General features: G+C 62.0%; 7 protein-coding genes. 5 read left to right on the top strand and 2 right to left on the bottom strand.

Annotation, left to right across the window (positions count from 1 at the left end):
* Positions 1–24: 24 nt before the first annotated feature.
* From GM658_RS04990 to GM658_RS04975, 5 genes are all read left to right on the top strand, one after another.
* The gene (locus GM658_RS04990; protein WP_155452904.1) at positions 25–1,242 is read left to right on the top strand and encodes a helix-turn-helix domain-containing protein; all 1,218 of its coding nucleotides are present in this window, start codon (positions 25–27) and stop codon (positions 1,240–1,242) included.
* Positions 1,243–1,608: 366 nt separating this feature from the next.
* Complete coding sequence (locus GM658_RS04985; RefSeq protein WP_155452903.1) at positions 1,609–2,796, top strand: XylR family transcriptional regulator; 1,188 nt, start codon at positions 1,609–1,611, stop codon at positions 2,794–2,796.
* 231 nt (positions 2,797–3,027) lie between these two features.
* Complete coding sequence (locus GM658_RS29205) at positions 3,028–3,183, top strand: hypothetical protein (RefSeq protein WP_229416761.1); 156 nt, start codon at positions 3,028–3,030, stop codon at positions 3,181–3,183.
* 6 nt (positions 3,184–3,189) lie between these two features.
* The gene (locus tag GM658_RS04980) at positions 3,190–5,376 is read left to right on the top strand and encodes a beta propeller repeat protein (RefSeq protein ID WP_229416760.1); all 2,187 of its coding nucleotides are present in this window, start codon (positions 3,190–3,192) and stop codon (positions 5,374–5,376) included.
* 139 nt (positions 5,377–5,515) lie between these two features.
* Entirely contained in the window at positions 5,516–7,579 is a 2,064-nt protein-coding gene (locus GM658_RS04975; protein WP_155452902.1) for a beta-galactosidase, read from the top strand.
* A 190-nt stretch (positions 7,580–7,769) separates the two neighbouring features.
* On the opposite strand, the gene GM658_RS04970 is transcribed toward GM658_RS04975, so the two are convergent.
* Both GM658_RS04970 and GM658_RS04965 read right to left on the bottom strand, forming a co-directional pair.
* A complete protein-coding gene (locus GM658_RS04970) occupies positions 7,770–10,154 on the bottom strand; it encodes a dockerin (protein WP_211841808.1) in 2,385 nt (794 codons plus the stop codon).
* 177 nt (positions 10,155–10,331) lie between these two features.
* On the bottom strand, positions 10,332–12,008 hold the full coding sequence (locus tag GM658_RS04965; protein WP_155452901.1) for a sodium:solute symporter family transporter: 1,677 nt from the start codon (positions 12,006–12,008) through the stop codon (positions 10,332–10,334).
* Between the last annotated feature and the right edge of the window lie 253 nt (positions 12,009–12,261).

The following is a 12,261-nucleotide window of genomic DNA, read 5'->3' as shown; positions in this document are numbered from 1 at the left end:
GAGACAGTTCAACCATTCTGAATAATGCAAGAGTTTTATAAGAAGGCGCTGCTGGCATTGATCGGCCTCGTGATTGCCGATGCAGTGCTGGCGTTTTTCCTGATTTCCCAAAGCTACCTGTCGGTGCCGCTGCTGGCGACGAACAAGCCCGGCGCCGGTTGGCACTACATGACCAACACCGACCAGGCCATGGGCGGCACGTCCAGCGCCCGGATAACGGACCCGCAGCGCGATCAGCTGCGCTTCGAATTCAAGGTCACGGATGCGGGGCAATATCCTTTTACCTCCGCGGGATTGATTCTGCAGGATGGCAAGGGGCGGCTGGCCCAGGTGGACTGGGCCAAGTACACCGATGTCACTTTCCTGGCCAAATGCGCGCCATCGAATTCGATGATCTTCGGGATTTCCACCTTCGACGACAAGATCTCGAAGGTCGGCGACTTCCTGACTTACCGCTCGCCGGGGACTTATTTTTCATGCAACGCACGCGGCGTCCCGGTCTCGCTGGACCTGACACGGCTGACTATTCCTGACTGGTGGTTCTACACGGTCAAGCTGGACCTGTCGTACCAGGGCTATGAGCTCAACAAGGTCTCGAAGATCCTGTTCGGCAGCAGCAGCCAGAGCCCGCACAATGTCGACTCCTACCTGGATATCAGCGAACTGACGCTGCATGGCCGCGATTACCGCTACATCGCGGCACTCGTGGTCTTTTTGCTGCTGAGCTGGCTGGCCTTCGCCCTGTGGTTCTTCCGCGTCCACGCCCATGCGCTGACCGCCAGCCTGAATTCAAAAATGAAAAAGGATTTACCGCTGGTCGCTTATCGACAATTAACACTGGAGCCGTATAAAGATAAGGAAAAGGCAACGGTACTGCGATATATTGCCACCAATTACACAAATACCGATCTGGACCTGGAAAGCGTGGTGACGGCGACCGGGACCAACCGGAATAAAGTCAATGAGGTATTAAAAACCGAATTGGGCATGACTTTCACCAGTTACCTCAATAAATTGCGGCTGACCGAAGCGGCGAGATTATTGGCGGAAAATAGTGCCGCTGCGGTGGCGGAAGTTGCCTATTCCGTCGGCTATTCCAACGTTTCGTATTTCAATAAACTCTTCAAGGAAGAATACGGCTGCACGCCGAAATCCTTCCGCTGCCTGGCCAGCCAGCAGGCCCCGGCGGCATCTCCCGCCACGGCCGATGTCCTCTCCTCACAAGCCGCAGAAACCGGTTGACGCGCTTGCACTTCCTGCAGAACTGATCGCAATTTTTGCACATTGCTAGAAATTCCCCTCGGGGCGTTACCGCCTCGCAGGGGTGTCCGCCTATGCTTTGGCTGTGGCTTAGCTTCCGCTATCCACCTATAAAAACAGAACTGTAATAGCGCGGTCATTCATGGCGGCTTGCTGCAGGCCGTCATTGGGGACGATTGTAAATGATTAAGACCGGGGATGCCTTTCGGCGCTACCCTGGCTAATTGGAGACAAGCATGAAGAATATCCTTTCCGATATCGGCAAACATCATCGCTCAGCTGAATTCGCCACCACGGCGAAAACTGCTTTCTAGCATTCACCTGAAACCTGTTTGGCGATTGGCGATTATGAATACTTCGAAAGCACACCGTATTGCCCTGCTGTTTAATGCAAACAAGAGTTTCGACCGCGAAGTGATATCCGGTATCGCAGCCTATTTGGGCAGCACCCGCGCGGCCTGGGATTTATTTCTGGAAGAGGATTTCCGCCTGCGCCTGGCAGGCATCGAAAACTGGCAGGGCGATGGCATCATTGCCGATTTCGATGATCCTGCCGTAGCGGCAGCCCTGTCCCGCTGCAGCGTTCCCGTGGTGGCGGTTGGCGGCTCCTACTCCGACGAAGCCGAATACCCGCGCGGCTTGCCGTACGTTGCCACCGATAATTTCAAGCTGATCAAACTGGCCCGCGACCACCTGATCGACGTCGGCCTGCACCGATTTGCCATGTTCAGCCTGCCCAAGGCCAAGGAAAACCGCTGGGCGCAAGAGCGCGAGAATGCTTTCCGCACGCTGATGGAAGCGGACAAGATGGAGGCGCCGATCTTCCGCGGCTGCGAGACCAGCGCCTCGGCCTGGGACGAATCGGTGGAAGGCCAGATCGCCTGGCTGCGCAGCCTGCCCAAGCCCGTCGGCATCATCGCGGTGACCGATGCGCGCGCGCGCCAGCTGCTGCAGGCCTGCATCATCGCCGGCATCGCCGTGCCGGAACAGGTGGCCTTGATCGGCATCGACAACGACCCGCTGGTGCGCATGCTGACCCGCATTCCCCTCAGTTCGGTGATCCAGGGTGCGCAGGAAATGGGGCGCACCGCAGCGCACTTGCTGGACCAGATGCTGCACGGCGTGCGCCTGTCGAACACGCGCATCCTGATGCCACCGGCCGGGATCAATGTGTTCGCGTCGAGCCAGCACCAGGCAGTGCGCCATCCCCACGTTGCACGGGCGCGCCACTTCATCCGCCAGTACGCTTGCCAGGGCATCAAGACCCACCAGGTGGCGGAATATGTCGGTGTGTCGCGTTCCTCGCTGGAGGCCTATTTCCGCCAGGAGCTGGGCTGCAGCGTGCACGACGTGATCCTGCAGTTCAAGCTCGATGCCGCCAAGGCCGGCCTGGAGTGCGGGGAGCGCAGTATTGCCGATGTGGCCTTGGGCTGCGGCTTTACCTCGACCCAATACATGCACCTGGTGTTCAAGCGCGAGCTGGGATGTACGCCAAGGGCCTACCGCGACAGGGCGTTGGCGCTGGAGACGGAATGAAGCAAGGGCCTGCGGGCCCTTTTTTATTGCCTGGCGTTAACACTTGCGTTTCGCACACTTCAACTTTTTGCAGAATGCAAGGCGTTGGCGCGAAAGTTCTACCTGAAATGGAATCGTGCTGCTTAGTCTGGATGCGAAAACTCACCAATTCTCACGATCTGCAGTGTGCGCGTGGGAAGAGGGGGTTTTCCTATGCAAACCATGAAGCCATTTCTTTTGAAGGATGACAGGATGAAATCGCAATACAAGGCAAAGTACACCGTAGTCCCGGTCTTATTGGCCGCGCTGGTTGCCAGTGTCGTCGCCGGCTGCGGCGGTAGTTCCGGCAGCGGCAGTGCGGCAGTCAGCACTGCGGCCCTGGTCGCCGGTTCAGCCGCCAACAGCTAGACCAGCGTGAAGTGGGGCGGCGGCGGCTACGTCACCGGCCTGGTCTACCACCCGGTCAATGCCAGCGTGCTGTATGCCCGCACCGACGTGGGCGGCATCTACCGCTGGAACGCGAGCAATTCGACGTGGATGCCGTTGACCGATGGCCCGGGTTTTGGCGGCGGCGAAGCAAGGTTCCATGATGTGGAGAGCCTGGCGCTCGATCCGGCCAATGACCAGAAAGTCTATTTTGTTGCCGGCGATACTACCAAAGGCAATGGCAACGGCCGCCTTTATATTTCCAGTGATCGCGGCAGCAGCTGGACCTGGGTCAGCCTGCCGTTCCCGGTGGGCGGCAACGACACCGCCCGCGCCGTCGGCGAACGCTTGAAGCTCGACCCCACCAATCCGTCGACCATGTTCTACGGTTCGCGCACCTCCGGACTGTGGAAAAGCTCGGACGCGGGCCAGACCTGGAACCGCGTCACCGGGCTGGGCAGCTTCACGCTCGCAGGCGACCCGCCGCCAGTCGGCATTGAGCACCTGATGTTCGACAACTCGGGCGTGGGTGGCGGCGCAACCACCTGGATCATGTATGCCGCCATCGCGCCCGACTACGCCAACGCGGCAGGCCTGACGTCGGTGCTGTACAAGTCCGTGAACGGCGGTGCGACGTGGACGCCGGTGCCGGTCCCATCGCAGGCGGCAGGCTTCTACATCCCGCACATGCTGCGCACCAGCGATGGCAGTTTCTACATTGTCTTCAATAAAAACCGCGGCGAGGGCGCCGGCGGCCCCGGCTACCTATACAAGTTCGGCGGCACCGTCGGCAACGAAAGCTGGAACCTGCTCAACAGCAGTACCCAGGGCGGTTTTGGCGGGGTGTCCGTGTATGGCGCCGGTTCGGGCGCCCGCATCGCGCTGGGCGTGACCGGCACCTGGGGCGATTATCCCGGCAAGCAGGTGGTGCGCCTGTCCGACAACGACGGCCTGGCCTGGCACGAAATCGCGGCTGGCATGCCGCATAATGCGCCCGGCGATTTCTCCGGCTGGGTGGACGATGTCGAGATCGACCCGGCCAACCGCGACCACGTGATGCATGTCTTCGGTGGCGGCATCTGGGAAACCTTCAACGCATCCGCCGCAACGCCAAGCTGGAGCCTGAAGGTCAACAACCTGGAAGAGACGGCCACGCTGTCCCTGGTCACGCCTCCGGCTGGCGCGTCGTACAAGTTCATCAACAGCGCCGGCGACATCGGCACCTGGGTCAACACCGACCTGGCGACGAAGCCGACAAAGGGTCCGCTGAACGCCTGGAGCAGCGGCAATTCGGCCGATCTCGCCTGGTCCGATCCGCAATACATCGCCGCTGCGGGGGTGATCAACAACGGCGACGGCAGCCATGTCGGCACCGGCTACTGGTCCGGCGACGGCGGCAATTCCTGGTCCACCTTCGCCAGCCTGCCGGCAGGTGCTGCCGCTGGGACGGAGGGCGCGAGCAACATCGCCGTCACCACGCGCAACAATGTAATCTGGGCGCCGAATGATGCAGTGCCTTCCTACACCACCAACAGCGGCGCGAGCTGGAATGCGACCAACCTGCCGGCGCTGGCGCCGATCAGCGGCGCACCCCGCAGCTACCGCCTGGCGGTGGACCGCAAGAATCCGAACAAGGTCTATGCCTACGATTCGGGCGGCGCATGGTGGAACCAATGGTCGGATACGGCACACTTCTGGGCCTCGACGGATGGCGGCCATACCTATACCGAGCGCACTTCGTTCAAGGCGACCAGCCCGATGGTGACTTTCTTCGGCAATACGTCGATGGCGGTGAACCCGAACGTGGAAGGCGACGTCTGGCTGGCTGACGGTAATGCCGTGTACCACTCGGTTGATGGCGGCGGCACCTGGACCAAACTCAGTGATTTCTCTTCGGTCTGGGGCAGCAACAACTGGCCGGACGTGCAGGGCGCCACCGTGGTCACCCTCGGCAAAGCGGCACTGGGTTCGCCATATTCGGCCGCGGTCTATGTGGTGGGCGTGATCAATGGCGCATGGGGCGTTTACCGCTCCGACGATGCCGGCGCCCACTGGTCGCGCTTCAATGACGACAGCCACCAGTTCGGCGGCGTGCTGCACATGGCGGGCGACTGGAATACCTACGGGCGACTCTACGCCGCCGGCAACGGTCGTGGTGTCCTCTATACAAACTAAACGGCAGCCTTGCTGAACGGCGGCGGCGTGTCGAGCTAACGGATTTCATTGACTGCGTTGGCCATTTTCGCAATTGCGGTGCGATGCGGGCGCTCGCAGAATCTTCTGCGAGCATTCCTAATGCAAATCCCACATCGCTATGAAATTCACAAGAATCGCCGCCGCCTGCGCGCTGGCACTGGCCGTCCTCGCCACAGCAGATGCCGTGGCCCAATCTACCGAAGGCCATCCTGAATGGCCAGGTGCGGGCCAGCTTTTCGTCGGCACCAATTACCAGCCTTTCGACCGTAGTGGCCGCGAGCAGATCGAGCGCGACATCCAACGCATGAAGCAGGCCGGGATGAAGGTAGTGCGCATGGGCGACCTGGCGTGGGACGCCTTCGAGCCGTCGGAAGGAAAATTCGACTTCCGCCTGTTCGACTGGATCATGGACCGTATGCAGGCTGCCGGCCTGAAGGTCATCGTGGATATACCGGGCCAACCGGCGCCGATATGGCTGCACAAGAAGTACCCGGGCGTCGACATCGTCACCGAGCGCGGTGAGCGGCTCGACCCGGTGGAGCGTTACATGGACGACACCAGCGATCCTGACTACCGGCGCCTGCTGGTGCGGCTGGCCGACACCATGACCAAGCGCTATGCAAAGCATCCGGCGCTGTTTGCCATCGGCTACAACAACGAAAGCGGCAATGGCATGGTGTCGTACTCCGAGGCTGACCGCAAGCGCTTCATCGGCTGGCTACAACGCAAATACGGCAGCGTGGCGGCATTGAACAAGGCCTGGGCCTCGCAGCGCTGGTCGCGCCACCTCAACACGTGGGACGAAGTGCGCCTGCCATATATCGAAGGCCCTGGTCCTTACGAGCGCTACCTCGACATGCGGCGCTTCTGGTCCGACCAGACCGTTGAAGTGCTGGAGTTGCTGGAAGCAGTGCGCAAGAAGAATACGCCGGACAAGCCTGCCATCTCCAACCTGTGGGACAGCGCCGGGCGCAAGGGCTTCGACATGCTGGCCACTTACCGCAAATTTGTGAGTTACGGCGCGATGGGCTTCTACCCCGGAGATCCCCTGAGCGCGGGGTTCGAAGCGACGATGATGCGCGCCGGCATGAAGTCTCCGATCTGGTTCAACGAGTTTACTGCCGGCGGCCCTGGGTATTACGGCACACCGGGACGTTCGCGCATGTGGGCGCACTTCGGCCTGCTGATGGGCGCGCAGGCAGTGATGCCCTGGACTTGGCACAGCCACCACGGCGGCGAAGAACAGGCGCTGTTCGGCCTGATCGACCACGACGACCGGCCCTCCTGGAAGCTCGACGAATTCGCTACCGTCGCGAAGGAATTCGCCACGCTGGAAAAGCTGGGCTTCCCGCGCCTGCAAGAGCCCAAGGTGGCCATCGCCTACGCGTTCGACAACATCATCGCCACCAACCTGCCGAAGGAAGGCATGAACAACACGGTGCGGCCTTACGTCAACCCGGGCTACATGAAACAAGCGCATAACGCATACGAACCGCTGTTCAAGGACAATGTCGACGTGGCGGTAATTCACGTCGGCCACGAAGATTTGAGCCGCTACAAGCTGGTGATCGTTCCCGGCTTGTATCTGCTCGATGCGGCTTCGACTGCTAACCTGCGCAAGTTCGTGGCCGAGGGCGGTACGGTCATCATGACCGCGCAGTCAGCCAAGGTGAATGACAACAACCAGTGGCACGACACCCCGCTGCCCGGCGGCCTGACCGACGTGTTCGGCCTGCGTACCAACGCCTTCTACAACGCAGGCACCCTGCAGACCACGATTGATGGCACGGAGGTCAAGGCCGAACTGGGTGCCTACGAGGTGCTGGAGCCGTCCACCGCCGAAGTGCTGGCAAGTTTTGCCAATCTTGACGGCAAGACGCCCGCCATCACGGTCAACCGCTTCGGTAAGGGACGCGCCATTTACGTTGCCACGGCAGCGCATCCGCAACTCATGCGGCCGTTGTACCGCCAGCTTTACGCGAGCCTGGGGATTGGGCCGGGGCCGGCAACGCCCGACGGCGTCTACGCACGCGTCGTAGACGGCCGTACGCTCTATGTCAACACCACGGGTGAACCCAAGGAGGTCGTGATCCAGGGCGCCATGAGTGGCGTACTGACTGGGAAACGCTGGCAGGACGTGCTGCGACTGGAGCCCTTGGGCGTCGACCTGCTCGAGAAGTGACCCAGGCCGCCAATTTTGCGAAGCAAGTTCTTCACGGACTACCAGGAAATTCAATATTCGCCATTAGCTGTAAAGCAGGCGGGTCAGACCCAAGCCGGATGGCCGTCCTGTCTGACCCGCCTGCTCAGCTGCTGTCGGCGAAAACCAAAGGAAGGGCAGCTGGCGCCACCCTCCCTGATTGTTTTAGGCCTTAGTTGGAGTACAGCAGGCCGCGGCCGGTACCGGAGACGTAGATGCGTCCGTAGGTGTTCTGGTCCGCTGCCATCACGCCGATGCCGCCGAACTGGTGGGCGTCATCATTGAAGCGCGTCCAGGTTGCACCGGCGTCGTCTGAACGGTAGACACCCCATACGCCGCCGATCGTCCCAACCACATAAACCGCAGCGGAGTACTTGGCGCCACTGGCGGCCTTGCCCAGCGCGACAATGCTGGCGCCCTGCACGCCGGTGGCGGAAGCAAAGTTATTCAGCTTGGTCCAGGTCGCGCCCGAGTCCAGCGAGTGGTAGACGGTGTTGCCGTCAGCCAGCCACAGGTCGCCTTCCGCGTTCGGGTTGACCGCAACCGAAGTCGCCCAGAAAGCGTTAGGCGCCAGGTTTGCCGTTACCGAGCCCTGGCTCAGCGCGAAGCTATGGCCGCCATCGGTCGATACGTAGAACTTGCCGGCCGTGCCCCAAGTTGCTCCGCCCGAATCGTAGGCATAGACCTTGTTCGGATTCTTGCGGTCGGCGGCCAGGTGGTAGCCACGGTCCCAGCCTTGCGCGACTGCCGGGAGCGCCGGCAGGTTGGTCGCCGTCCAGCTGGCGCCGTTATTGGTGGTGTAGGACGGCACCGAGTTGGCCGGCGACCAGATGATGCTGTTGCGGGACGGTACCGCTACGCTGGCAGCGCCACCGGTATTGGTCTGGGCGCCTGCTGGCAAGGTCGCGAAGTTCGACCACGTCTTGCCGCCATCGCCCGACCAGAAGCCGAAGCCGCCGGCACCGGACCAATTTGCGACGCCCGCGCCGGCGATAAACAGCGGATCGGACCACGCCATGTCGGCCGCGTTGCCGTTGCTCCAGTTGGCGGTGGGGGCCAGGGTTGGCTTGACGGTGACGTCGGTCTGCAGCCAGGTGCCGATATCGCCAGCGCTGTTGATGAACTTGTACGGTGCGCCGGCTGGGGCCGTGACCAGCGACAGGGTCGCGGTTTCTTCGATGTTGGTGATGTTGCCGCTCCAGGTCGGGGAAGCCGAGGACGCATTCTTGGTTTCAATGATGCCGCCGCCGTGCACATGCAGGATGTGGTCGCGGTTGGACGGATCGATTTCGACATCGTCGACCCAGCCCGATGCGGTCTCGCCCGGCGTCATCGCTTCGATTTCGCGCCAGGTCTTGCCGGCGTCATCGGACAACTGCACGATCTGCTGGCCGCTGAAGTTGCCCCAGGAGTTGGTCACGCCCAGCGCAATACGGGTGGTGGCGCCGCTGCCCTGGACGGATACGCCGCCGAGGCCGAAGTTTGTCCCGTTAAGCGGGTCTTCACTCTTGAGCAAGGTCCAGGTGCTGCCGTCGAATTTGTAGAAACGGCCAGGGCCGCCGGCGCCAGGGCCGGTGTCCTTGGTGAACACGACGTAGAACATGCCGTCCGCAGCGCGCACCATGTGCGGGATGTGGTACCCGGAGACCGGCAGCGGGACTGGCGACCAGGTGGCGCCGCCGTCGCTGGATTTGTACATGTTCGACGTCAGGCCGGCCACGCTGGCGTAGTCCGGCGCGACGGCGGCGTAGATGGTCTGGGTGGCCGTGCCGCTGCCCTTGGAACCGGTGTCATAGACTACCAGTTCGACCCCCATCGCGCCGCCGGCGGCATTGATCTGGTCCGAGGTCATCTTGACGGACGACAGTGCCGTCACCTGGGCCCAGGTCTGGCCCGAGTCGGCGCTCTTCCACAGGCCAGCCGTGCGCGAGCCGTAGAACAGGGTCGAAGGCTTGTTAGGGTCCACCATCAGGCGCTCGCCCATGGCCCGACCGGGATTGTTGCCGCCCAAGGGGAAGGGCAGGTCGACGTGCGTCCAGTGGTCGCCGCGGTCGCTGGAGAGATACAGGCGGCCGTTGCCTTCAAAGGTGTACATGCCGGTCGCCATGTAGACCAGCTGGTCGTTGTTAGGATCGAGGGCAATGCTCTCGATGCCGTGGTATTTGCTCTCCGCCGCGCCGAAGCCCAGGCCGTCGGTGATCGGGACCCAGGACGAGGCGGCCTGGTTCCAGCGGTAGGCGCCGCCGATATCGGTGCGCGCGTACAGCAGGTTGGACGTGGTCGGATGGAAGATCAGGCCGCTGACGTAGCCGCCGCCGCCCCATTTCACGCTGCTCCAGGTGGTGGCTTTGCTGGCCGGCGTGTTGCTGGTGCCGCCGGTGCTGCCTGAGTCGGTGCTGCCGCCAGGCGGGGTGCCTGTGTTGCCCGTGCTGCCGGTGCTGCCCGTGGTGCCGCTTGCTGACGCACCGCCATAACCGCCCGAGCCACCGCCGCAGCCAGCGGCAAGGCCTGCCGCGATGAGCGAGACGACAATCGCCCGCATTTTAAGATTGTTCATTCTTTCCCTTCCGATAAGTGTCATTTGCGGCATACGCAAATTGCATTTTGGTAGGGGACAATTGCCCTTGCAATTCTCAAGACCGCCAAGACGCTGAATGAAATTGCTCAGTAATTGCCAAAAATGAACAAAGGGCCTCGCGGCCCTTTGCTTGCTACGGTGGACTTGGGCTTGCGCTTACCAGAGCGTGCCGTAAATCGCTGCCAGTGCCACGCCGATGATGGCCGAGCCGACGGTGAAGGCGCCGTCGACGCGGAACATCGAGGTATCCACGTGCAGGTGCCTGGTCACGCCTTCGCGCTTGGCTTCGGCCAGTTTGCTGATCAACACCATGCCGGCGATGACGAACCAGAACACGATGAACATGCGGTCCAGGAAGGGGATCTCGGCGACACCGGAGGAGGTGACTTTGGCGAAGCCGATCGGCACCAGGAAGGACAGGTCCATCATGGTCGGCAGGAATTTCAGCACGATCGATCCGGCCAGGCCGCCGACAGTGGCGAACATGGCCGCGCCGGAGGTGGTCTTTTTCCAGAAGAAGCCCATGAGGAACATGGCCAGGATGCCGGGCGAGACAAAGCCGGTGTACTCCTGGATGTACTGGAAGCCGCCTTTCTTGTCGATGCCCAGCATCGGCGCGATCAGCACGGCCAGCGCCATCGACACCACTACGCTGACGCGGCCGATCCACACCATGCGCTGCTCGGTGGCCTGCTTGTTGAACGTCTTGTTGTAGATGTCGAGGGTGAAGATGGTGGCGATGCTGTTTGCCTTGCCGGCCAGGGATGCCACGACTGCCGCGGTCAGGGCGGCGAAGGCGACGCCCTTCAGGCCGGACGGCAGCAGGTTAAGCAGCACAGGGTAGGCGCGGTCGGGATTCAGCTCGCCGCCCTGGCGCATGGCGTCGCCCAGGGCGCCGGATTTGTCCAGCGCGTAGGCGGCGATACCTGGCAGCACCACGATGACCGGCATCAGCAGCTTGAGGAAGGCCGCGAACAGCAGCCCTTTGCGGGCGGTCGGCAGGTCGGCGCCCAGGGCCCGCTGGGTGATGTACTGGTTGCAGCCCCAGTAGTTCAGGTTGACGATCCACATGCCGCCCAGCAGCACCGACAGGCCTGGCAGGTCCATGTAGTTCGGGTCTTCGCGCTTCAGCACCATGTCGAAGTGGCCGCGCGCCACGCCGAACAGTTCCGACAGGCCGTCCAGTGCGCCGTGCTTGCCGGCCAGGCCGGCCACCAGGTCAAGCGCCAGCCAGGTGGTGACCAGGCCGCCGACCACCAGGCAGGCCACCTGCACCACGTCGGTATAGCCGATCACCTTCATGCCGCCCAGGGTGATGATGGCTGCGAACACCGCCAGGAACAGCATGCATGGCAGCAGGGCGATGCCGGAGAGGCTGGAAATGGCCAGCGCGCCCAGGTACAGGATGGAGGTCAGGTTGACCACCACGTACAGGCCAAGCCAGAACAGGGCCATGGTAGTGGCCACGGCTTTGCCGTAGCGCTGTTCCAGGAACTGTGGCATGGTGTAGATGCGGTTCTTCAGGTACACCGGCATGAAGAACACGGCGACGATGACCAGGGTGGCGGCCGCCATGAGCTCGTAGACGGCGATGGCCATGCCGATCTTGTAGCCCGAGCCGCTCATGCCGATGAACTGCTCGGCGGAGATGTTGGAGGCGATCAGCGAGGCGCCGATAGCCCACCAGGTGAGCGAACCTTCGGCCAGGAAGTAGTCATGCGACGCCTGGCCGGAGCTGTTTTGCTTGCGGCGGTAGATCCAGATGCCGTAACTGGCCACGGCGACGAAGTAAATCAGGAAGACAATCAAGTCCAGGGTTGAAAAGGTACTCATGCGGTGCTCACAATAGGGTTTGTCTCTGGGCGGGAACGCGTGGGCTTGCGTCGCACCCTGTTGTTGAAGTCGGCCGGCGCAGGCCTGCCGAAGCTGATGCGCTTGCATTATTGCCTAATCCGTGGCGCAGAAAAGCCCTTTGCCGTGCAGTTCGCCAGAATCGTTCGGGGGCTTGGTGATTTTAGTAATTGAATCGCCATGCGCCGGATAGCAAAATGTCATGGTGCCGAAGTGTGCACAGGGAGCCCGATTT

Origin of the sequence: Massilia eburnea (genome assembly GCF_009720745.1) — a bacterium.
Lineage (GTDB): Bacteria > Pseudomonadota > Gammaproteobacteria > Burkholderiales > Burkholderiaceae_D > Rugamonas > Rugamonas eburnea.
The sequence above is the reverse complement of the archived record's forward strand: the minus strand, read 5'-3'. Positions and strand labels throughout refer to the sequence as shown.

What these genes read in the sequence shown, in the direction of transcription:
- GM658_RS04975 (WP_155452902.1), top strand. Translation starts at nt 5,516, where the DNA reads ATGAAATTCACAAGAATCGCCGCCGCCTGCGCGCTGGCACTGGCCGTC.
- GM658_RS04990 (WP_155452904.1), top strand. Translation starts at nt 25, where the DNA reads ATGCAAGAGTTTTATAAGAAGGCGCTGCTGGCATTGATCGGCCTCGTG.
- GM658_RS29205 (WP_229416761.1), top strand. Translation starts at nt 3,028, where the DNA reads ATGAAATCGCAATACAAGGCAAAGTACACCGTAGTCCCGGTCTTATTG.
- GM658_RS04965 (WP_155452901.1), bottom strand. Translation starts at nt 12,008, where the DNA reads ATGAGTACCTTTTCAACCCTGGACTTGATTGTCTTCCTGATTTACTTC.
- GM658_RS04970 (WP_211841808.1), bottom strand. Translation starts at nt 10,154, where the DNA reads ATGAACAATCTTAAAATGCGGGCGATTGTCGTCTCGCTCATCGCGGCA.
- GM658_RS04985 (WP_155452903.1), top strand. Translation starts at nt 1,609, where the DNA reads ATGAATACTTCGAAAGCACACCGTATTGCCCTGCTGTTTAATGCAAAC.